Annotated in this window: 15 protein-coding genes; 6 read left to right on the top strand and 9 right to left on the bottom strand. The window is 72.2% G+C overall.

Going from position 1 to position 21,386, the window contains the following annotated elements; translation table 11 throughout:
* Nucleotides 1-2: 2 nt before the first annotated feature.
* The 3 genes from ABGB14_RS28310 to ABGB14_RS28300 all read right to left on the bottom strand — a co-directional run bounded on the left by ABGB14_RS28310 (nucleotide 3) and on the right by ABGB14_RS28300 (nucleotide 4,778).
* Entirely contained in the window at nucleotides 3-2,243 is a 2,241-nt protein-coding gene (locus ABGB14_RS28310; RefSeq protein WP_347646855.1) for a SulP family inorganic anion transporter, read from the bottom strand.
* Nucleotides 2,244-2,320: 77 nt separating this feature from the next.
* Nucleotides 2,321-4,066 (bottom strand): PT domain-containing protein, encoded by a 1,746-nt coding sequence (locus tag ABGB14_RS28305; RefSeq protein WP_347646854.1) that lies wholly within the window; start codon nucleotides 4,064-4,066, stop codon nucleotides 2,321-2,323.
* A gap of 184 nt (nucleotides 4,067-4,250) precedes the next feature.
* Nucleotides 4,251-4,778, bottom strand: a complete 528-nt coding sequence (locus tag ABGB14_RS28300; protein ID WP_347646853.1) for a YbhB/YbcL family Raf kinase inhibitor-like protein — start codon at nucleotides 4,776-4,778, stop codon at nucleotides 4,251-4,253.
* Between the two features lie 621 nt (nucleotides 4,779-5,399).
* Between ABGB14_RS28300 and ABGB14_RS28295 the strand changes: the two genes are divergently transcribed.
* Both ABGB14_RS28295 and ABGB14_RS28290 read left to right on the top strand, forming a co-directional pair.
* On the top strand, nucleotides 5,400-5,921 hold the full coding sequence (locus ABGB14_RS28295; protein ID WP_347646852.1) for a PH domain-containing protein: 522 nt from the start codon (nucleotides 5,400-5,402) through the stop codon (nucleotides 5,919-5,921).
* 28 nt (nucleotides 5,922-5,949) lie between these two features.
* A complete protein-coding gene (locus ABGB14_RS28290; protein WP_347646851.1) occupies nucleotides 5,950-7,635 on the top strand; it encodes a PH domain-containing protein in 1,686 nt (561 codons plus the stop codon).
* Nucleotides 7,636-7,684: 49 nt separating this feature from the next.
* On the opposite strand, the gene sepH is transcribed toward ABGB14_RS28290, so the two are convergent.
* Nucleotides 7,685-10,771 carry a septation protein SepH gene (gene sepH / locus ABGB14_RS28285; protein WP_347646850.1) on the bottom strand — a complete coding sequence of 1,029 codons (3,087 nt, stop codon included), beginning with the start codon at nucleotides 10,769-10,771 and terminating at the stop codon, nucleotides 7,685-7,687.
* Between the two features lie 160 nt (nucleotides 10,772-10,931).
* Nucleotides 10,932-11,891 carry a protease inhibitor I9 family protein gene (locus ABGB14_RS28280; RefSeq protein ID WP_347646849.1) on the bottom strand — a complete coding sequence of 320 codons (960 nt, stop codon included), beginning with the start codon at nucleotides 11,889-11,891 and terminating at the stop codon, nucleotides 10,932-10,934.
* A 90-nt stretch (nucleotides 11,892-11,981) separates the two neighbouring features.
* Here ABGB14_RS28280 and ABGB14_RS28275 point away from each other — a divergent pair, with 90 nt between their 5' ends.
* Entirely contained in the window at nucleotides 11,982-12,818 is an 837-nt protein-coding gene (locus ABGB14_RS28275) for a hypothetical protein (protein ID WP_347646848.1), read from the top strand.
* On the opposite strand, the gene ABGB14_RS28270 is transcribed toward ABGB14_RS28275, so the two are convergent.
* Genes ABGB14_RS28270 through ABGB14_RS28260 form a run of 3 tightly spaced genes read right to left on the bottom strand, consistent with a single transcriptional unit; the run spans nucleotide 12,794 to nucleotide 16,101 of the window.
* Nucleotides 12,794-14,071 (bottom strand): D-arabinono-1,4-lactone oxidase, encoded by a 1,278-nt coding sequence (locus tag ABGB14_RS28270; protein ID WP_347646847.1) that lies wholly within the window; start codon nucleotides 14,069-14,071, stop codon nucleotides 12,794-12,796. The two genes, ABGB14_RS28275 and ABGB14_RS28270, sit on opposite strands and share 25 nt — an antisense overlap.
* Nucleotides 14,072-14,114: 43 nt before the next feature.
* Nucleotides 14,115-14,843: a polysaccharide deacetylase family protein gene (locus ABGB14_RS28265; RefSeq protein ID WP_347646846.1), complete on the bottom strand. Its 729-nt coding sequence runs from the start codon at nucleotides 14,841-14,843 to the stop codon at nucleotides 14,115-14,117.
* Nucleotides 14,844-14,898: 55 nt separating this feature from the next.
* Nucleotides 14,899-16,101: an MFS transporter gene (locus ABGB14_RS28260; protein ID WP_347646845.1), complete on the bottom strand. Its 1,203-nt coding sequence runs from the start codon at nucleotides 16,099-16,101 to the stop codon at nucleotides 14,899-14,901.
* 93 nt (nucleotides 16,102-16,194) lie between these two features.
* Here ABGB14_RS28260 and ABGB14_RS28255 point away from each other — a divergent pair, with 93 nt between their 5' ends.
* Nucleotides 16,195-17,394 (top strand): lytic transglycosylase domain-containing protein, encoded by a 1,200-nt coding sequence (locus ABGB14_RS28255; protein ID WP_347646844.1) that lies wholly within the window; start codon nucleotides 16,195-16,197, stop codon nucleotides 17,392-17,394.
* Here ABGB14_RS28255 and ABGB14_RS28250 read toward each other — a convergent pair.
* On the bottom strand, nucleotides 17,385-18,344 hold the full coding sequence (locus ABGB14_RS28250) for a ferrochelatase (RefSeq protein WP_347646843.1): 960 nt from the start codon (nucleotides 18,342-18,344) through the stop codon (nucleotides 17,385-17,387). The two genes, ABGB14_RS28255 and ABGB14_RS28250, sit on opposite strands and share 10 nt — an antisense overlap.
* Nucleotides 18,345-18,593: 249 nt before the next feature.
* On the opposite strand from ABGB14_RS28250, the gene ABGB14_RS28245 reads away from it, so the two are divergent.
* The gene (locus tag ABGB14_RS28245) at nucleotides 18,594-20,546 is read left to right on the top strand and encodes a prolyl oligopeptidase family serine peptidase (protein ID WP_347646842.1); all 1,953 of its coding nucleotides are present in this window, start codon (nucleotides 18,594-18,596) and stop codon (nucleotides 20,544-20,546) included.
* Nucleotides 20,546-21,334, top strand: coding sequence for an inositol monophosphatase family protein (locus tag ABGB14_RS28240; RefSeq protein ID WP_347646841.1), 789 nt, complete (start codon nucleotides 20,546-20,548; stop codon nucleotides 21,332-21,334). Before ABGB14_RS28245 ends, ABGB14_RS28240 begins: the two co-directional genes overlap by 1 nt.
* Nucleotides 21,335-21,386 lie beyond the last annotated feature (52 nt).

Raw genomic sequence — 21,386 nt, 5'->3', positions numbered from 1 at the left:
GGTCAATCTTCGCGCGCCATCACCACGTCGCCGGACGTCTTCACGGAGAGCGCAGGACGCAGCGGCGGCACCATGTGCACCCTGGCCGAGCCGATGTCGAAGAAGAGCCCCACCAGTTCGAGTTTCCCGGCCCGCACCTGCTCGTCGACCTTCCGGTACGTCCGCAGGTTCTCCAGCTGCTGCTGCACGTTGACCCGGCACAAGACGTCCAGCGCCCCGCTGTGCAGCCGGTCTCCCTCTCGTTCGATGAACGCGGCCAGGCTGTGGTTGCCGTGCCGCAGCCACCTGCGCAGCCCGGGCAGGCTGCCCGCCTGTACGCCGCCGCTCAGCAGTCCCGCCATCGCGCCGCAGCCCGAATGGCCGCACACCGTGATCGTGTGCACTCCCAGCACCTGCGTGGCGTACTCGATGGCGGCCACCACCGAGTCGTCGTGCGGCTCCGTGCCCCTGCGCGGCACCAGGTTGCCGATGTTGCGCACCGTGAACAGGTCTCCTGGGCCGCTCGCCGTGATCAGCGAGGGCACGATCCTGGAGTCGGCGCACGTGATGAACAGGTGCGACGGCTGCTGCTTGCGGGCCAGCTCGGTGAAGATGGGCCGCACCAGCGGAGCCGTACGCCGGTGGTACTCGCGCGCGCCCTCCGTGAGCCGGCACTCCGACGGTTCGGACGCGTCGGACGGCGACACGGTGGGCAGCCCGGGACGGCTCCGGTGCGCCCATGGCAGCCACCACCGGTCAGGCGCCTTGGGGGGCGACTTGACGGGGAACATCCGCGCGCCGCTGGCCGCCAGCGCGTACCACTCGTCGTGCAGCTCGTCGATGTGGACCGTGCCGCCCATGCGCTCGTGGTCGAGCCGCCAGGAGTGGATGGCCTCGAAGGCTCCGTTGTCCATGAAGTCGATGTTCAGGTCGAGGTCGACGTCCGTGCCCGCGGGGATCGCCCGCAGCTCGTGCGTCAGCCTGGGGACGCCGAGGAACGTGAGCGAGCCCGAGATCGTCACGTGCAGCCGCCCCGGGCGATCCTCGCGCTTGAGCACGGTGACCCATGTCAGCCGGCGCAGCGCTAGCAGCGCGGCCAGCGCGAGCCCTGCCAGCACGCCCTCGGCCAGGCCGAGCAGGATCACCGCGACCATGGTCACGAGGTAGACCGGCACCTCGCCGTGGCCGTGCACCTTCTTGATGTGACCGAGGTTCACCATCTGCACGCCGATGAACACCAGCAGCGCCGCCAGCGCCTCCAGCGGGATCAGCCGGATCGACCAGCCGAACCCGAGCGCGAAGACGAGCACCCACACCCCGTGCAGGATCGTCGAGCAGCGAGTACGCGCGCCCGCCCGCACGTTGGTGGTGCTGCGCACGATCACCCCGGCGACGGGCAGGCCGCCGAGCGCGCCCGTGACCATGTTGGCCACGCCCTGGCCGGTCAGCTCCTGGTCGAGGTCGGCGCGCTTGCCTCCGTGCATCTTGTCGGCCGCGACGGAGCACAGCAGCGACTCGCAGCCGGCCAGCAGCGCCACCAGCAGCACCGCCGCCACGACCAGGTGCCAGTCGCCCTGCGGCAGCACGGGGAAGGCCCACTCGCCGACGCTCTCGGACAGGTCGACGCGGGTGACGTCCCAGCCGAAGGCCCAGGCGGTGCCCGCCGCCGCGAGCAGCGCGGCCAGCGGCGCGGGGACCGCCTTGACCGGCCCCGGCAGACGGGTCCACAACGCCAGCACCGTGATGGTGAGCAGGCCGACCGCCACCTTGTGCCCGTGCAGGTCGGCGATCTGGCCGGGCAACTCGATGATGTTGGCCACGGCCGAGCTCTGTGACGTGCCGCCCAGCACCACGTGGAGCTGGGCGAGGGCGATGATCACGCCGACCGCCGCCAGCATGCCGTGGATGACGGCCGGTGACACCGCCAGCGCGGCCCTGGCCGCCTTGAAGATGCCGAGCACGAGCTGGACGGCGCCCGCCAGCAGAGTGATCATGCAGGTGGCCCGCCATCCGTACGTGTGCACGAGATCGAGGACCACCAGGGACAGGCCGGCGGCGGGCCCGCTGACCTGTACGGAGGAGCCGCCCAGTGTGCCTCCCACGATCCCGCCCACCACGGCGGCGATCAGCCCGGAGACCAGGGGGGCTCCGGAGGCCATCGCGATGCCCAGCGAGAGGGGCACCGCGACGAGGAAGACCACGAGCGACGCCGGCACGTCATGCCGGAGCGTGCTCAGCCGGATACGGTGCGTGTCGCGGATCATGGAGCAAACCCTATTGCTCCGTCGACCGCGCTTTAGGCGTGTCTCACGTGGGTTTTACCCATTAATGAGGGCTGCCATCACCGGTAATAGTCGTGCGGGTAGTCCTGTTCCGGGCTCTTCCTGCGGTGGCTGCCTCGGCCGTTGCCCGGGGTGGCCTGGGGTCGCGCTTGCGCGTCGCCGCCGAACGCCTGCCACGTGGTGTCGGAGCCGGCGGCGCCGCCCGCCGGCGGCTCCGGCCATGCCCCTGCGGCGGGGCTCGTGGTGATGTCGCCCGTCTCGTACGCGAACGAGGACGGCTGCGGAGCAGGGGCGGGTGTCGGCGTGGGAGCGGCGAGCACGTCGTCGTAGGCCGAGACCGTCCTGCCGGGCGCCGTCGGGGTGCCGGTGGCGGGGGAGGGACCGGTGAGGGGGGCGGAGTCGTCGGCCACGGCCCAGCCCGCGCTCACTTCGTAGGAGGCGGGGTAGGCGGCACGCTCGGCGGGCTGATCGAACGCCGGCCACGAGCCGACAGCGCCGAACGAGGTCGCCGGTGAGGGGCCGTCGAGGACGTCGGGCGTGGACGCCGGCCACGAGCCCGACGACGAGCCGGACGACGGGCCGGTCGCGAGCGGGTCGGCCACGCCGTTGTAGGCGGGGAACGGGTCGCTCGTCGGCGCGCCGTGGATGGGGGTGGGCTGCGCGGCCGGGAAGTTGCCGCTCGAGGTGGGGCTGACGGCGGGGAACGAGCCGCTGCCACCGGCCGGGGTCGCGGGGAACGAGCCGCTGCCACCGGCCGGGGTCGCGGGGAACGAGCCGCTGCCCAGGGGGCCGCCGCTGTTGGTGGAGAGCGAGCCGTTGCCGCCGGTCGCGGGGAACGAGCCGCTGGTGGTGGGCGCCGGATAGGTGGTGTTGGACGACACCGGGACCGGGGACGTGGAGGGAGCGGGGTCGGCGGGCCGGGCGGGGGGAGGCACCGGCTGGGCGCCCGGGGCGAGGATGCTCATCACGTCGCCTGGAGGCGCCGAGAAGGTCACGGTGCGCTGGTCGGCCAGCTCGGACTGCGCAGGGACGGCTGGCTTGGCCGGTTCGACCAGGTCGGCGAGGCCGGAGGGGTGATGGGAGGAGTGGTTGGAGGCGGCCGGCTGGCGCTGCGGCAGCGGGCCCTGGACGGTGGTCGCGTCGGGGTCGACGGAGGCCGCCACGGGCCGCGGCTTGGCGGCGCGCTTGCCTGGACGCTCCGAGCGGCGCTCGGCGGGTCGGCTCGCCTGCCGCTCCGCGGGACGCTCGCCCCCGGACGCGGCGGGACGCTCGGCGCGGCGCTCTGCCCGGCGCCCGGTGGAACGCCCGGTTGGATGCTCAGCTGGATGCCCGGTGGGGTGCTCGGTGGGGTGCCCGGTGGGGTGCCCGGTGGGGTGCTCGGTGGGACGCTCGCGTTCGACGGGGCGGGAGGCGCCCTTCCTGGCCGCCACGGTGCCACCCGCGCCGAAGCCGCCCTCCTCCGCGTCGCTGCGGATGTTGGCCCAGAACTCCTCGTCCTCGTCGTCGGAGGTCGGGTTGCCCCATTCGTCGACGCCACGCCGGCCACGCTGACCGGTGCGCACCGGTTTCGGCGCCTTCGGCTGGTCGATCGGGCTGAAGTCGGGGCTGAAGTTGTTCATCCGCGGTTCGTGCGCGGCGAACTCGTCCGTGGACCGAGCGTGGGTCGACTCCTCCTTCTCGGCCATCTCCTTCAGCCGTTCCGGAGGAAGCGAGCTCTCCCGGCGGTTCATCGAACGCATGCCCAGTGCCACGACGACGAGCACGAGGAGCACGACAGCGACCAAGCTCACTACGACCGCGATCATTGCACCACCCTCAAAGCCATGGCCTCCCTTTGGCACCGATGAGATCGCGCGGCCATCGACGCGATCTGCCCCCTTTGATCACCAGTGCCTAACGATTGGATCTGATTCTGTCGGACCACTATGAGCGTTGTCACACCCTACGTGAAGAATTGGTACATCAGTGCTACACGTCGTGTTCGACCCCTTACTGAAGGTCGACCGCGGTGAGCCGCCCCCGGGCTATGGTCTGGTCCGCGATCTGCTTCAAGATCTCGGGAAGGTCGAGGGGAGGGGCTCCCTCCCGCCTTTTGACCTTGCCGTTCAGCGTGTAGACGGTGAAGCGGTAGCTGCCCGCATCGCAGGGGGGATCGTAGCCCGCCTTCCCACTCGGCAAGGGCGCCTGCCCGACCCCTTCCGGGGGCTCTTCGGCGGCGTTGGGGCCCAGCTCCGTCGTGGTCGCCGGGATGTTGTAGAGCACCCAGTGCACGGTGGACGTCGATGATGTATGGCTGTCGACCACGATCGCGATCGACTTCGCCTTGGACAGCGGCTGGCTCGACCAGCGCAGCGGCGGGCTGCCCTGGGTGCCCTTGCAGGAGTAATCGCGCGGCAGCGGCTCGCCCTCGCGCAACTCCGGGCTCGAGACATTGACCTCCGCGATGTCCTCGGCCTGTGATCTGCCGATGAGGCTGCTGCAGCCCGACAGCGCGAACGCGACGGTCACCGCTGTCACACTGACAACGATGCGGCGCACGCGTGTCGCCGTGTTACACAGCCCCATGACGGACGATGCTACGCGGGTCTCGGCGGTGTGCAGACCGTTTCCCGATGGTCGGTGGCCGGTAAAGGATCCGAAACCGGTCAGAATCACGGCATCCCGGCCGTGAGGTTGGACACAAGGACGCCCCTCCACTTCTGGAGGGAACCGAATCGGGCTACCCTGCGGGACCCTTTCTGGCCTGCTGGTTCACTGTGACGGGACTTGGGGTGCGATCTCGTACGGTGATCCGACAAGACGGACATCGTGCCGGTTGCCGCCCACGTGGAAAAATCAGGTGCGCCAGATCGTTCCTGACGGTAAAGAGAAGGGCGATCAGGCGTCGCGGTGCGGGCGCGAACGGCGGCCGCCACGTGCGTGAGGGCGCTCGCGCTGAGGTGCGGTCCTGCGCTCGCCGGACCTGGCTGGCACGTACGTGGCGCCGCCGACGTGGCCAGGCTCGACAGCCTGCGGCCGGCCGCCACCGAGCATGGCACCTGCCCATGAAGGCCGTCGGCAGACACGCCGGGACGGCCGGTCGATCTTTACCGCCCGCGAGCCGATCTCCATGCCTGATTCGCGCCCTAAGCTGGTCTTGTGACCTCATCAGGCCCGATCCGCGATCCGGCGAATCGCGTTTCGCCCAAGGCCATCCGCCTGTGGCTGTTCGAGTCGTTGATCGCGTTCGTGTTCTTCCTCGGCGGCTCGCTCCTGGTGTCCGGGTGGCTCGACGGCAGCCAGTGGTGGTGGGTCCCCGGCTGGTACGCCGACAACTCCTGGCTGCTGCCCGCCGCGGTGGTGGTGCTGCTCCTGCCGTTCCTGGTGGCCGAGCCGTTCGTACGGTACGCCGTGCACCGCTGGGAGCTCTCAGACGACGTCGTCTACGCCAGGTCGGGTTTCCTGACCAGGGAGTGGGTGTTCGTGCCCGTGAGCCGCATCCAGACGGTCGACAAGGGGCAAGGGTGGCTGGAGCGGATGCTCGGTCTGGCCACGCTGGAGATCCGCACCGCGTCCCATGCCGGCTCCTCGACGATCAAGGGTCTCGACCACGGCGTGGCGGCCGGGCTCGCGGAGCAGCTCGCGCACCGGGCGGAGCAGCTCAGGGACGACGCCACATGACCGTGCCCGGACGGCCAGAGGAGATGCGATGACCGGCCACGGCGCGCCTCACGACGGTCCCGAGCCCTCGCCCGGCGGCCCGCCTCCGCCGGACGAGGCCACTGCGCCGGACGCGCAGGGCCGGCCCGCGCCCGAAAGCGGCGTCCACCCCCGACCGGCGTCCTCACGGCCCTGGGCCGAGGGGCCGCACCCGGAAGACGGTCCTCCCGCCGCCTCTGGCGGCGGTCCTCGGCCCCCGGCCCGCGCGCCGCTGCGGCTGAGCCCCAAGGTGCTGCTCATCGATCCGGTGCGCATGCTGCCCTCCCTCCTGCTCCCCCTGGTCGGCGTCCTGTTCGTGGGCGGCTTCTCGGCCCGCTCGTACGGATGGGCGGCAATGGGCGTGGTCGGCACCGTGGTGTTCGCGATCATCAGGTGGGCCACCTTCACGTACGAGATCGTCGGTGACCGCCTGGAAACGAAACGTGCATTGATCAGCCGGTCCGTCCGTACCATCCCGCTGGAGCGGATCCGCGGCGTCGACGTGTCCACACCGCCCATGCACCGGCTGCTCGGCCTGTCCGTACTGAAGATCGACACAGGGGCGAGCGGCGGCGACGAGGAGGCCGAGCTCAACGGGGTCTCCCTGGCGGAGGCCGAACGGCTCAAAGCGGTTCTCCTGCGCCGCGCGGCCCGTCCCGTCGGCCGCGAGCCCGGCGTCCAGGAGGCGGAGCAGGCCGAACGGGAGATCATCCGCATCCCGCGCAGGTGGCTGCTGTACGGGCCGCTGTCCGGCGCGTACCTGCTCACGCCCTTCGCGCTCCTCGGCGGTGCGGTGGGGCTGGCGTTCCAGTGGGGGGACGACCTGGGATTCGGCCGGGACGCCGCCCTGACCGTCGGGGAGTGGTTCTGGCAACGCCCCTACCTGCTGCTCGTCGCGGCGCTGCTGCTGGTGCTGGCGATGCCGTTCGTGGGCGGGCTGATGTACGCCGTCTTCAACTGGGACTTCTCCCTCAAACGGCGCGGTCGCCACCTCGTGGCCGAGCGAGGGCTGATCAACCGGCGGAGCGTGTCGCTGGAGTCGGCGCGCGTACGCGGCTACGAGATCGTCGACGGCCTCGCCGAGCGGTGGGCCCGCGTCGTACGCGCCTGGGCCATCGTGACCGGGCTCGGCGACTCGGAGACCCGCGGGCAGCTCCTGCCCGACGTTCCCCGCGCCGTGGCCTTCCAGGTGACCGGCGACGCGATCGGCCCCTTCCGCGCCCGGCTGCGCCCCCACCCGCCCGTGGCCCGCCGGCGGCGCCTCTTCCGCGCCGTCGCCCCCTGGCTCCTGCTGGTGGCGGTGAGCCTCGCAGGCATCTGGGCGACCGGCTCGATGGTGTGGCAGATCCTTCTGGTGCTGGCGTTGCTGCTGGCCGCCGCGGGGGTTCCCCTCGGGCTCGACCGGTACGCGTCGCTCGGGCACGGCTACGACGGGGCGCGCCTGTCGGTGCGTTCAGGATCGCTGCGGCGCTCCCAGGCCGTGGTCGAACGCCGGGCGGTGGTGGGCTGGCGGCTGCGCCAGACGTGGTTCCAGCGGCGAGCCGGCGTCCTCACGCTGATCGCCGGGGTGGGAGCGGGCAAGGGCGGTTACTCGGCGCTCGACGTGTCGGAGGCGCAAGGGGCCGGTTTCCCCGCCGAGGTGACGCCGGAATGGCTCGCGCCCTTCCTCGAACCACCACCCCCACCCACCCGCTGACCGCCACCTGCTCGCTGGCCGCCGGCGTGCCCACCCGCGCGCGGCCTGATCAGTCCTGGCGGCGGGCGCCGAACATGATCTCGTCCCAGCTCGGGACCGAAGCCCTGCGGCCCCTGGAGCCCTTACGCGCCGGGCGGGCGGCCGGAGCCGGGGGCGGGGACGGTACCGGCACGGCCGGCTCGTCCTTGCCCTTGCCCTTGTCGGTGTCCTTGCCCGCGCGGGCCGCCGGCACCGACGGCTTCGGCTTGGGGCTCGGAGCGGGTTTCGGCTTGGGCGCCGGAGGCTTCGCCTCCCTGGCTGCCTCCTCGGCCTCGTCCGTCCTTCCCTCGGCCTCCTCGGTCCGGGCCTCGGCCTCGGTCGCGGTCCCGGTCTCAGGGGCGGCGGGCTGAGCACTCGACGAGCGAGCATCCGCCGACCCCGATTCCTCGACCTCCGCCTGGGCGTCGGCCTGGGCCCTCGCCTCAGTGCCGGCCTGGGTCTCCGGCCGGGTGCCGCTCTGCGGGTCGGCGGCCTTGGCGCCGGTGGCTTCGGTGGTGGTGGGCTCAGTGGTGGTGGGCTCGGTTGTGGTGGGCTCGGCGTCTCCGCTGCCGGGCGTCTCGGTCTCGGCGACCGCCGCCCCTTGGGCATCCGAGGTCGTGGTGTCGGTCGTGCCGGGCGTCGCGGTCGTGTCGGCGTTCGATGTTGTGGCAGCGGTGGCGCCGGAGGTCGTGGCTTCCGTGGTGTCAGGCGTCTCGGCTTCCGCGACGCGCGGCGTCTCAGCCATCGTGGTGGCGCGCGTCCCGGCTTCCGTGGTGCCTGGTGTCTCAGCCTCCGCGGTGCGGGGCGTCTCGGTCTCCGTAACGGCCTTCGCGGCGTCGGTGGGCGTCGCGTCCGAGCCGCTGGGTGTTTCAGCCGGGGTTTCGGCAGGCTCCGCGGCGTCCGCGGCGGTCGCCCTGTCCGCGGCGGTGGTCGCCGCGGCCGGGCCTGCCGGGATCGTCGGGTCGGCCGGGCCCGCCGGGCTCGTCGGGATCGTCGGGTCCGCCGGGATCGTCGGGTCCGCCGGGATCGTCGTATCCGTGGCGGCCGTCGGGTCGGCCGGGTCCGTCAGGTTGGTCGTGTCCGTGGCGGTCGGTGCGGACGTCGTGTCCGCGCCGGACGGTGCCGTTTCGGCAGGTGCGGGAGCCTCCTCGGCGGCGACGGACGGTGCTGTGGCCGTTGCCGCCACGGTGCTCGGCTGGACGGTTTCCTCTGTGAGGGCCGACTTGTCGGACCCGGCGGCCGGTGAAGGCGTGGCGCCGGACTCCACGGTGGCGGCCGGTGCGGTGCCCGGCTCCGTCGTGGCGGCCGGCGCGGCGCTCGGCTCCGGCGCGGCGGCCGGTGCCGTGGCCGAACCCGGTGCGGTGGCCGAACCCGGAGTCGGTGCGCTGGCCGGCGGGGATGCCGGTTCGGCGGCCCGCTCTGGCGCAGGGACGTGCGTGACGGCCCCGTCCTGGGCCGCTGCGGGCCGGTCGGCAACCGTCGTCTCGCCGGGCCCGGCAGGAGACGCCGTCTCCGCCTCCTGAACCGCCGTCTCCGCCTCCTGAACCGGCGTCGCCGTCTCCGCCGGCGGAACCGCCGCTTCCTGGGCGGCCTGCGGGAACGCTTCCTGGGTGGGCTGCGGGGCCGCTTCTGGGCGGGCACTCCGCTCCGGGGAGGTCTCGGCCTCGACGGAGGCAACCGTCTCCGCGGAGGGCCGGGTCTCCGCAACCGGCTGGGCGGACGGTTGCGCCTCCCAGGTCGGCTGGGTGGCGGGCTCGTCCGGGGAGACCGGCTGGGCCGTCGCCTCTTCGGCGACCTCCGGGTGCGGGGACGCCGGTGGTGGCGTGGCGGAAGCGGGCGCGGCGGGTGCGTAGATGGCGTCGGTGTCACGCTCACCCGCGCGCCCGGGGCCGAAGTCGGGCAGCCACGTCGAAGACCCGCCGCGGCGGGAGGAGGTGTCGCCGGGGCGGGTGTGGCCGGTCTCGCGAGCGGGAGGCTCGGGACGGAAGGACTCCCGAGACGGGGGCTCCTGGCGGTGGCCTGGGTCCCGCAACGGAGGACGGCCGGGCTCGGGCGACGGCTCCCGCCGAGGGCTCGCCTGCCCGGCGGGGTCGTGGCCGAAGGCGGGCTCGCGCGAGGGCGGGGCCTGGCGGTGGCCGGGGTCGTGGGCCGGTTCGTGGCGATGGGCCGTCCCGCCCGGCGGATCGTGACGGGAGGAGGAGCCGTGGGTGTCGGACGGCTCCCACACCGGGGCAGGCTCGCGCGGAGGAGCGGCCCGGTCGAAGGGCGTCCCGCGCGGGGGCGCCTCACGGGACGCGGCGTCGCGCGACGTCGTGCCACGGGAAGGCGTCTCGCGGGACTGCGGCTCCGAAGGCCGCGCGTACGCCGTCTCGGACGACCTCGGCGGCGGGTTGTAGCCGACCGCGGGCTCCTCCGGCTCGCGCCGCGACACCGGGGGGAACGGCAGCGCGTCGGAGGACAGTGGCGGCACCGGCTGCAGCTTGGCCACCCGCGGCGCGAACGGCGTCACCGTGGTGTCCTCGACCACGGTCGGCTCGGGGTCGAAGTCGGCGGACGACAGGCGCAGGGCCTCGTCGTCGTGGGGGGTCACGTGGCGCTTGCGCGGGTCGAAGAGCCATTCGGCGTGACGGGTGTGACCGTTCCACACGTAGCCGAGCTTGACCCGCCACAGGCCGTCGTCGCGCTTGGCGGAATCCCAGTCGATCTCGTCGGTGGGCACGCCGCGCCTGGTCAGGCGCTCGGCGACGAGGTCGCCGAGGGTCGGGCCGGGCGAGGACTCGCCGGGCATGCGCACGGACACCCGCTGCGCCTGCTGGGCGACGTATTCGCGCTCCTGCAGCACCGGCCCCTCGAACCAGCGGACTCGCTCGACCGGGATCCCGGCGGTCGCGGCTATCTCCTCCGCCGTCTCTCCGGCGCGGATGCGGGCCTGGATCTCCTTGGGGCGCAACGGACTCTCCACTTCGATCTCGTACTGGCCGAGACGGGAGAAGTTGCCGCGGACGGCAGCACGGAGCCGGTCGTCCACGGGAAGCGTGAAGCGCGTACCCCGCCCGGCAGTAGCCAGCACGAGATAGGTGCCGTCCTCACTCACCGCGACGAGTCGGAGCTCCTGCATGCGAGTCCTTTCGTCAGCGTCGCCATTCTTCCCCCGGACCCTTGAGTCTCTCGCGTGTGCCGGTTGCCTGCCAGCACCGTACCCGGCATGTCCGAACATCGCCTTCCTGGGATAGTCCCGAGGCGATGTGACGCCGGTCACATTCGTGGAATCCATCCCTCTAGAACCCGCCGTCGCGCATGAGGAGGTTAGAGGCCCTCGAGGGATTCTGGCGAATCTCGCCGCGCGCCGGAGCGCACTTGAGCCAAGAGGCCACAACGGACGGGTGGGCGGCCGGATGGACGTGCAGGTGCCGGGCGGCGGCTCCGGCGATGTACGGAGCGTAGGCGGAGTACGCGACTCCGGCCTTGGTGACCTGACAGGTCCGGGAATGCCCTGTTCCGACGACGAACACGCCCGATCGCACCAGAGCGCGTACGGCGGCGCGGAGAGCGGGGGAGTCGGCGCCGTCGATGGACAGGTTCGCGACGGAGGGCCCGCGCGCGTGCCTGCGGATCCAGTCGAGCCCCGCCAGCGCGTCGGCCAGCGTGCCCGAGCCGCCGCAGCCGAGTACGCGTACGGAGGCGATGCGGGCCCTGGGGGCGACGGCGTGGACGCGGCCCGCGGTGCGCGTGCCGTTGCCGGCGCAGTCGTGCCCGGTGCCGCCGGTGGCGTCGAAGGCCCGCCAGGTCCGGTCGCCGAACTCGGGCCGTCCGGGGTCGAGGCCGCTGTCCACGACGTACACGGTGGTGCCCGCGCCGGTGGCCGCTGCGACTGCCGGGCCGGCCGGCGGGGGCTCGGCTCTCCTGCTCGTCATGGGATGGATCTGCCGGTCGGCCTCGATCGCGCGTACCCGCGGGTCGGCCCGGAGCCCGGCCAGTTCGGCGGCGGTGAGGAACGTGGCGAATCCCGGCAGCGCCGCGGTGTAGTAGCGGCGCACCCGCCACCGCGCCTCGCCGACGAGGGCGCGGGCGGCGCCTCGGCCGCGGGCGGTGACGATGTAGGGCCGGACGGGTTCGGTCACGGCGGGGCGCAGGGCGGTTCCCGAGGCGGGCGTCATGGCCAGCGGGATGGCGGTCGCGGCGGCCGTGGCCACAGCCGCGGCGAGGTAAACGGAGGGCAGGCCGAGTCGTCGGGGCACGAGCTACGAGGGTGCCTGTCGCGCACGTCACAAGAACATCGGGACACGCCGTCGCGTCTATTCCCGGGAAAGTTTTTACCGAACAACAACATGAGGGGACTGATCCGGGGGATGAGCGGCGAGCAGCGGACTTTTGAGCTGACCGTCCCACAGATCATGGGGAGCGCCCTGGCCGCGGTGACCGCGGCCGTGGCCGCCTCCTATCTCGGCGTCGCAGGGACAGTGATCGGCGCCGCGGTCGTCAGCGTGGCCAGCACGATCGCGGGCGCCGTCTACACGCACTATCTCGCGCGTACGTCAGACCGGGTCAGGCAGCGCACGCTGGTCGGGCGGAGGGTCGAGGGCGAGCCCGCAGGAGACGGGCCCGCCGGGCACGAGCCCGCGCAAGAGGCGGGCGACGAGGGGTCCACGCTCGTCATGCCGGCCGTCGGACCGGTCTGGCGCCTGCCGTCGTGGACGCGGTTAGGGGCGGCCTCGGCCGTGGTGTTCGCCCTCAGCATGGGCGGCATCCTGGTCTATCAGGCGGTGACCCGGCAGACGGTGCACGAACAGGTCACGGGCAAGCACCCGAAGGGCGCGGACGAACGCCACGCGCCGATCGACCAGCGAGAGGAGGAGGACCGGCCCACCCGGGAGCCCGCGTACCAGCGCAGCAGGGTGACCCGCGAGCCCGCCACGCCGACGCCCACGCGGACACCCACGAGAACCCCGTCCCGGCGGCCCGAGCCCACGAAGACGGTCACGGTGAAGCCGTCCCCCACGGCCTCCACCACCACGCCGCCCGCGGTGGACGACCAGCCCGGCGTGGAGGCGCCGTCCGACGAGCCGCCGCTGACCCCGCCGGCGCTGGAAGAGCGCCCGGAACGCCCCGATCAGGCCGACCAGGTGGACACGCCCTCCGGCTATCCGAGCACGACGTCCAGGTAGGCGTTGCCGAACAGGCGCCGCGGGTCGAGCCGGTCGCGCAGCGCCTGGAAGTCCGCGAAGCGGGGGTAGGCCCCGGCCAGGGAGGCGGCGTCCCTGGTGTGCAGCTTGCCCCAGTGCGGCCGCCCGTCCAGCCGGGTCATGATCTCTTCGACGCCCGCGAAGTACGCCGGGTTGGGCGTCGGACGGTAGACGTGGCAGGCGACGTACGCCGACGGGCGGCCGTACGCGGTGGACAGCCAGGCGTCGCTGGGCGGCGTGACCCGCACCTCCACCGGGAAGGTGATCTTCCAGTCCATGCGTTCGACGAGGTCACGCGTCTCGCGCAGGGCCTGGGCCAGGCGCTCGCGGGGCACCGCGTACTCCATCTCGAGGAAGCGCACGTCGCGCCGCGCGGTGAAGATCTTGTACGACGCGTCCACCGACTCCGAGTCGCCCAGGACGGCCGCGCTGACCTCGTTGATGCGCGGGATGAGACGGGGGACACGGGCCCCGAGCGCGCAGGCCGCGCCGAAGACGGTGTTCTCCAGGAACACGTTGTCCAGCCACCACCTGACGGCGCCGGGCGGCCGGGCCGGGCCCGCGTCCCTGTTGCCCGTCTTGACCAGGCAGGCGTCGGTGTGCGGCAGCCAGAAGAAGTCGAGGTGCTCGTTCGCGGAGGTGAGCGCGTCGAGCGAGCCGAGGATCTCGCTGAGCGGTAGCTTGCGCCGCCGGTGGCGCAGCAGGAACGCGGGCTCCGCCCGGAAGGTCACGGCGGTCAGCACCCCGAGGGCGCCCAGCCCCACCCGGGCGGCGTCGAACAGGTCGTCGCCGGGCGAGACGGTCGCGACCGAGCCGTCGGCGAGCACCAGCTCCAGCTCGGCGACCTGGTCGGCGAGCCCGCCGCTGTCACGTCCCGTGCCGTGGGTGCCGGTCTGGATGGCGCCCGCGACGGTCTGCTCGGTGATGTCGCCCATGTTCGCGAGGGCGAGGCCGCGTTCGTCGAGGAGTTCGTTCAGCACCCGCAGCGGCGTGCCCGCCAGCACGGTGACGCGGTCGCCCGCGCATGACCTGATCCCGGTCAGCGCGGCCGGGCGCAGCATGATGCCGTCGGTGAGGGCCACTCCGGTGAAGGAGTGGCCCGTGCCGACCATGCGGACCCGCCGCCCGGAGGCGGCGGCGTCACGCACCGCGCGTACGACGTCCGCGACGGAGGCCGGCGTACGCACTTCCGCGGGGGTGCCCGACTGGTTGCGCGCCCAGTTCACGAAGGTCACGAGCACCCCTTCACCGTCTCGCCGGGTCAGTCGCGGGCGGGACTCACTTGTTCTCCCATCCCGCGGGGACGGGGAAGACGTCGCCGGGCTCGAGCTTCACGTCCTGGCCCTTGAGCACCTCGGACACCGTCACGAGATGGTAGCCCTTCTTCTGCAGCGACTTGACGATCGCCGGCATCGAGTCGACGGTCTGCTTCACCCAGTCGTGCATGAGGACGATGCTGCCCGGCTTGGCCACCTCCATCGACTTCTTCTTGATGGCGGTCGCGTTCTTGGAGCTCCAGTCCTCGTTGCCGCCGGTCCACAGGATGATCGGCATGCCGAACTCGACGGCCACGTCGGAGACCGTCAGGTCGACCATGCCGTACGGCGGCCGCAGCAGCTTGGGCTCGACGCCCGCCGCCTTCTTCACCGCCTCCTGGGTCTTCTTGATCTCGGCCCTGACGTCCCACTTCTCGACCTTGCGGAAGTCGGGGTGGGTGTAGCTGTGGTTGCCGAGCTCATGGCCCTCGGCGACCATGCGCTTGACGTAGGACGGGCGGCTCTTCACGTATTGGCCCTCAAGGAAGAACGTCGCCTTCGCGTCGTACTTCTTGAGCGTGTCGAGCAGCTTGCCCGCGTACTTGCCCGGTCCGTCGTCGAAGGTCAGGGCGACGCATTTGACCTGCGAGCAGTCGACCTCCTTCTTGGGGGCCTGGGCCAGTGCGGGCGTCGGTGCGAGGGTGACGCAGACAGCCGCGATAGCTAGCAGTGAACTGATTTGTCGGGACATAACTCGTAGCTTCCAGTGTGATGGGTGTTGCGAGGGATGTCCCGACGGTAGCGGATCAGCTCTTCGCGGGTGAAGGAGCCTCGGGAATTCTCAGCAGACCCGAACCTCCCATTCCCACGAGCGCGGCCAGAGCCGCCGCCCCCAGGGCGAAGCCGTAGGCGTTGGACGCGCCGTACGCCTCGGTGAGGCGCCCGCCCGCCCACGCGCCGACCGCCACGCCGAACCCGATGGAGGTCGAGACCCACGCCATACCCTCGGTGAGCAGCGACGGAGGCACCAGCCGTTGGGTGAGCGAGAAACCAGTGATGATCGTCGGCGAGATGGCGAAGCCGGCCAGGAACAGCGCGACCCCCATGATCCACGCGTTGCCGATGAACATGATCGGTGTCAGGCCCAGCACCAGCAGCCCGAGGGCGCTCACGAACCGTCCGCGCAGCGAGATCCTCCAGCTGCGCGACCCGAACCAGAGCGCCGACACCATCGACCCGCCCGCGAACGCCCCGACCAGGAACCCCGCGGCCGCCTTCACCCCGTGCTCCTCCGCGAAGGCCACCGTGACCAGGTCGACCGACCCGAACACCGCGCCCATCCCCAGGTAGACGCAGGACAGCAGGGCGATGCCGGGGATCAGGATGGGCGTGCCCGACGATGACGCGAGCCGCTGCACGGGCGGCTGGGTGTGCCGCTGCGCCGCCAGCGCCAGGCAGCCGAAGAGCATGCAGAGCAGGGCCACGGTCAGCCCGGCGAACGGGTTGACGCCCGTGGCGAGCATCGTGACGAGCACGGGGCCCGTGACGAACGTGACCTCGTCGACGACGGACTCGAACGCGAACGCGGTGTGCAGCTTGCCGGAGCCGCCGTGGATCAACGACCAGCGGGCCCGCACCATCGAGCCGATGGACAGCGAGGTGGCCCCGACCAGCAGGCCCGTGACGTAGAGGGTCCAGTGGGGCAGCCCGTAACCGGCGCACACCATGAGGCCGGCCAGCGCGAGGGCGTTGACGAGGGCGAACGGCGGGATCACCCGGTTCTGGCCGAACCTGTCGACGAGGCGGCCGGACAGCGGGGCGGCGATCGCGAACGACACGTTGGTGGTGGCGGCCACGGCGCCCGCGACGGCGTACGAGCCTGTCAGGGTCTGGACCAGCAGCACGACCCCGATGCCGAGCATCGACATCGGCATCCGCCCGACGAACCCCGCCAGCACGAACCCTGCGGTGCCGGGCCTCTCGAACAATCCTCTGTAAGGCCCGACCACGCCGTTTCCCCCTTACTTCAAGGACCTAACCATTGCGCACCGAGTGTCCGGACGGCAAGTGATATTTCCGGCGGGTGGGTTAACGTGTGCCGAGTGTCCGGTCTTCCCTCGTTCCGCGCGGTCATGCTCATGGTCATCGCCGTGCTCGTGGTCACCGTCGCGGCCGGTGGAGTCGTGGTGATCCTCGGCGACGACCTCGTCAGCACCAGTGGTCCGGCCGGCGAGCCCGGACGCGGCCCGCGCCCGCAGCAGCCCCGCCCCACATCCTCGCCCACGCCCCGCCTCGACCAGATCGTGCCCTCGGCCGAGCCGGTCAAGGACTTCGGCGAGGGAGGCCCGAGCGTCACGCCGACCCCGCCGCGCGTGCTGGCGATCACCCCGGCCGCCGTGCCCAAGCAGACGCGGTTCCGCCTCGGCGAGCTCGCGCACGTGCAGAAGGTGATCGTGGTGGACGCCGGCGCGGTCAAGGTGTCGGGCACCGGGCTGAACCTGCTCGCCGTCGACCCCTCCCACTTCCGCTCGTGGACGCCGGAGCCCGTCGCCGACCAGCCGGGCGTCTGGAGCGCGCTGACCAGGGGAGAGCTGGTGGCCGACGCCGGCACGATGCGCAAGTACGGGATGGTCCTCGGCGCCATGTACCAGGTGGACGGCGGCCCGAGGCTGCGCGTCGCCGCCTCGGCCACGCTCGGGCTCAAGGGCGTGGACGGGCTGGTGAGCGCCGATCTGGGCAGGTCGCTGGGATTCGCGCCCGGCGTGGCCGTGCTGCTGCACGGCAAGCCGGGCAAGATCAGAGAGTCGGGCGTGCGCAGGCTGCTCGGCAAGGACGCCCAGATCGTCCTGCTGGACGCCGCCGACCGCACCGCGAAGAAGCGGGCCCCCGAGCAGCAGCAGCCGAAGAGCGTCAACGTGGGCAGGCCCGGCAGCTACCTCGAGCTCTACAAGGCCTCCGCCACCCGCTGCCCCGGCCTGTCCTGGACGGTGCTGGCCGCGATCGGCCAGGTGGAGAGCAGCCACGGCCGCAACAACGGCCCGTCGAGCGCGGGCGCGCTCGGGCCCATGCAGTTCATGCCCGCCACCTGGAAGCACTACGGCGTCGACGGCGACGGCGACGGCAAGGCCGACATCTGGAGCCCGTACGACGCGGTGCCCGGCGCCGCCAACTACCTGTGCGCCAACGGGGCGGGCAAGGGCGGCGAGAAGTTGCGCAAGGCGATCTGGTTCTACAACCACTCGTGGGACTACGTGAACAAGGTCATGGGCATCGCCGAGGCCTACGCCCGCACCTACGCCTGAGGCCTGCGGCGGGGCGGCGGGCAGCAGGTCAGGGGACAGGGCTGCGGCTCCGGCTCGTCCATCAGCTCGCGCACCATCCGTACGAACCGCGGATGCGTGCCGGCCGTCGCCGCCCGCTCCATCGGCAGGCCCCGCTCGGCGGCCACCTGCCTGGCCTCCGTGTCGAGGTCGTAGACGACCTCCATGTGGTCGGAGACGAACCCGATCGGCACGAGCACCACGGCCGGCGCGTCGGTCTTGCGCAGGAAGTCGCAGACGTCCGGCTCCAGCCACGGCACCTGCGGCGGGCCGCTGCGCGACTGCCACACCAGGTCCCACGGCTGGGCGCGGCCGAGCGCCTGGCTGACCAGCTCGGCGCTCCTGCGCAGCTGCGCTTCGTACAGGCCGCCGGACGGGCCGGCGGTCTCGGCCATCGAGACCGGGATGCTGTGGGCGGTGAACACCAGCCTGGCGTCGTCGTGGCCGCGGAGCCCGAGCCGCTCCAGCGCCGCGCGCGTGTGGTCGGCCATCGCGGCCACGAACCCCGGGTGCTCGCCGTAGTGGCGCATCTTGACCAGCTCGGGGCCGCCGTCGACGGAGATCCTGGCGATGTCCTCGTAGTATTGGCGGCAGCTCGAATAACCCGCGAACGCCGACGTGGCGAAGACCGCCGCCTTCTCGACCCCGTCGGCCTTCATCTGCCGCACGACGTCCTCGCCGAAGGGGCGCCAGTTGCGGTTGCCCCAGTAGACCGGCACGCCGGCGACCGGGCGCAGCGCCTCGACCAGGTCGCGGTTCTGCTGGTTGATCGGGCTGATGCCGCCGAAGCTCTGGTAGTGCTCGGCCACCTCGAGCAGCCGCTCGCGCGGCACGCCGCGCCCGCGCACCACGTTCTCCAGGAACGGCAGCACGTCGTCAGGACCTTCTGGACCGCCGAACGACAGGACCAGCAGGGCGTCGTAGTCTCCCACGAGACAACCCTATGAGGAGATGCCGCCGGTCCCCTCTTCAGCCCGCGAGGGCGCGCCGTTGCCTGGACTGAGGAGCGGCGGGAGCGCAGCGACCAGAGCGACGAGGGAAGGCAACGGATATCAGCGACCGAGCCGCCTCACGCAGTGAGGCCATGGAAACGGACATCGGCGAGCGAGCCGCCTCACGCGGTGAGGCCATGGACAGGTAGGTTCGATCGGGTGAGCGCATTTAACGACATACGTGACTATGTGGCTATCCCTCGGGTTCTCTCGCTGCGGCTCTCGCCCGACGGCTCCAGGCTGATCTCCGCGGTCCAGTCCCTGAACGCCGACGGCAAGTCGTACGGCACCGCGCTCTGGGCGATCCCCGTCGACGGGGAGCCGCACCGCCTGACCCGCTCCGCGAAGGGCGAGTCCGGCGCCGTCTTCACCGACGCGGGCGACGTGCTGTTCACCTCGGCCCGCCCCGACCCCACCGTCAAGGACTCCACCGACGAGGTCGCCTCGTTGTGGCTGCTGCCCCGCGCGGGCGGCGAGGCCCGCCAGGTCGCCACCCGGCCCGGCGGCATCGGCGCGGTGCGCACGGCGGGCGACGTCGTCGTGTTCGCCGCCGACGTGCTGGACGGCGAGGCGGCCACCGAGGAGGAGCGGCGCAAGGCCCGCAAGGACGCCGGGATCAGCGCCGTCCTGTTCGAGAGCTACCCGGTCCGCTACTGGGACCACGACCTCGGCCCCGGGCGCACGCGCCTGTTCGCGGCCCGGCTCGGCGACGACCGGCTGGAGGACGTACGCGACCTGACCCCCGACGCGGGCGAGGCGCTGCGCGAGTGCGGCTTCGAGCTGACCCCCGACGGCGCCACCGTGATCTCCACCTGGCGCACCTACCTGCCGAAGGGCGAGTGGCGCACCGACCTCGTGGCCATCGATGTCGCCACAGGTGAGCGGCGGGTGCTGGTCAGCGAGGACCGTCACGACTTCGCCGGCCCGCTCGCGATCTCGCCCGACGGCCGCCGGATCGCCTGCTCCCGCGAGCGGTTCACCGGCCTGGAGGTCTCGGCGCGCAGCGAGTTGTGGATCGCCGACCTCGCCACCGGGCAGGGCCGCGCGTACGCGCCCGACCTGTTCCCCTCGGCCGTCGAGTGGGCGCCCGACTCCTCGGCCGTCTACCTCGCCGCCGACCACCAGGGACGCCGGCCGGTCTTCCGCGTCCCCGCGGCCGAGCCCGGTGCCGTGGTCAGGCTGACCGAGGACGACGCCTCCTACTCGAATCTGACCGTCTCCGCCGACGGCCACGCCGTCTACGCGCTGCGCAGCGGCGTCGGCATCGCGCCCGGCCCTGCCAGGATCGACGTGGCCACCGGCGAGATCGCCGACCTGCCCTCGCCCGCGCCGCGCCCCGAGGTGCCCGGCACGCTGACCGAGATCTCCGCCACCGCCGACGACGGCAGCACGATCCGCGGCTGGCTCGTGCTGCCGGAGGGCGCCTCGGCCGACGCGCCCGCGCCGTTCCTGCTGTGGATCCACGGCGGTCCGGTCGCCTCGTGGAACGACTGGCAGTGGCGCTGGCAGGCGTGGATCATGGCCGCGCACGGATACGCCGTCCTCATGCCGGACCCGTGCCTGTCCACCGGCTACGGCCAGGAGATGATCGACCGCGGCTGGGGCAACTGGGGACCGCGCACCCAGGCCGACCTCGACGCGATCGTCGACGTGGCCCTGGCCAGGGACGACATCGACGCCGAGCGCATCGGCGCGATGGGCGGCTCGTACGGCGGCTACATGGCCAACTGGCTGGCCGGCCACAGCGACCGCTACCAGGCCATCGTCACCCACGCCTCCCTCTGGAACCTCGACCAGTTCGCCGGCACCACCGACGCCGCCATGTACTGGCAGCGCGAGTTCGGCGAGCCCGGCTCCGAGCGTTACTCGCTGCTGTCGCCGCACAACTCGCTCGACAAGATCACCACTCCGCTGCTCGTCATCCACGGCGACAAGGACTACCGCGTGCCCATCGGAGAGGGCCTGCGGCTCTGGTGGGACCTGCGGCGTACGGAGGTGGACGCGAAGTTCCTGTACTTCCCCGACGAGAACCACTGGATCCTCAAGCCGGGCAACGCCGTCGCCTGGTACGAGACGGTGCTCGCCTTCCTGTCCCAGCACGTGCTGGGACAGGAGTGGAAGCGTCCGGACTCGGTGGCCTGATGACCGACTTCCTGCGGCTGGCCGAGGACATCGCCCGCGAGGCGGGCGACATGCTCCTCGCCAAACGGCCCACCATGTCCGGAGAGATCGAGACCAAGTCCAGCCCCACCGATGTCGTCACCATCCTGGACAAGGCCTCGGAAGAGCTCATCCGCGAGCGCGTCCTGGCCGCCAGGCCGGACGACCGCATCCTGGGGGAGGAGGGCGGCGAGGCGCCCGGGGAGTCCGACGTGCGCTGGATCGTCGACCCGATCGACGGCACCGTCAACTTCCTGTACGGGCTGCCCGACTGGGCGGTGTCGATCGCCGTCGAGGTCAACGGCCAGGTCGTGGCCGGGGTCGTCAACGCGGCGCAGCGCGGCGAGGTCTACACCGCCGCGCTCGGCGAGGGCGCCTGGCTCGGCGGCGAGCGGCTGCGCTGCACCACGGGGGTGCCGCTCGCGCAGGCGCTGGTGGCGACCGGCTTCGGCTACTCGGTGAGCAGGCGCGCCGTCCAGGGCGAGGTGGTGGCCGCGGTGCTGCCGCGCGTGCGTGACATCAGGCGCGGCGGCTCGTGCGCGATCGACCTGTGCTCGCTGGCCGCCGGCCGCCTCGACGCGTACTACGAGCGCGGCATCAACCACTGGGACTTCGCCGCGGCCGGCCTGGTGGCGACGGAGTCGGGGGCCAGGCTCGGCGGGCTGCACGGCAGGCCCGTGAGCCCGGACTTCGCGCTGTGCGCCGCGCCCGGCCTGTTCGAGGAGTTGCACGACCTGCTCGCGCCGCTCGACCCCGAGCGGGATGCCTGAACGACAGGGGCGGGACGGGCCAGGGAACGACGAAACGGCCGGAGCGAAAGGC

The sequence above is a fragment of the Nonomuraea sp. B10E15 genome (genome assembly GCF_039871615.1).
Classification (GTDB): domain Bacteria; phylum Actinomycetota; class Actinomycetes; order Streptosporangiales; family Streptosporangiaceae; genus Nonomuraea.
Note: the sequence above shows the minus strand (reverse complement) of the source record. Positions and strands in the feature narration are given on the sequence as shown.

Coding starts and splice junctions, on each gene's coding strand:
- ABGB14_RS28290 (WP_347646851.1), top strand. CDS start 5,950: ATGACCGGCCACGGCGCGCCTCACGACGGTCCCGAGCCCTCGCCCGGC.
- ABGB14_RS28275 (WP_347646848.1), top strand. CDS start 11,982: ATGAGGGGACTGATCCGGGGGATGAGCGGCGAGCAGCGGACTTTTGAG.
- ABGB14_RS28310 (WP_347646855.1), bottom strand. CDS start 2,243: ATGATCCGCGACACGCACCGTATCCGGCTGAGCACGCTCCGGCATGAC.
- sepH (WP_347646850.1), bottom strand. CDS start 10,771: ATGCAGGAGCTCCGACTCGTCGCGGTGAGTGAGGACGGCACCTATCTC.
- ABGB14_RS28265 (WP_347646846.1), bottom strand. CDS start 14,843: ATGTCCCGACAAATCAGTTCACTGCTAGCTATCGCGGCTGTCTGCGTC.
- ABGB14_RS28240 (WP_347646841.1), top strand. CDS start 20,546: ATGACCGACTTCCTGCGGCTGGCCGAGGACATCGCCCGCGAGGCGGGC.
- ABGB14_RS28305 (WP_347646854.1), bottom strand. CDS start 4,066: ATGATCGCGGTCGTAGTGAGCTTGGTCGCTGTCGTGCTCCTCGTGCTC.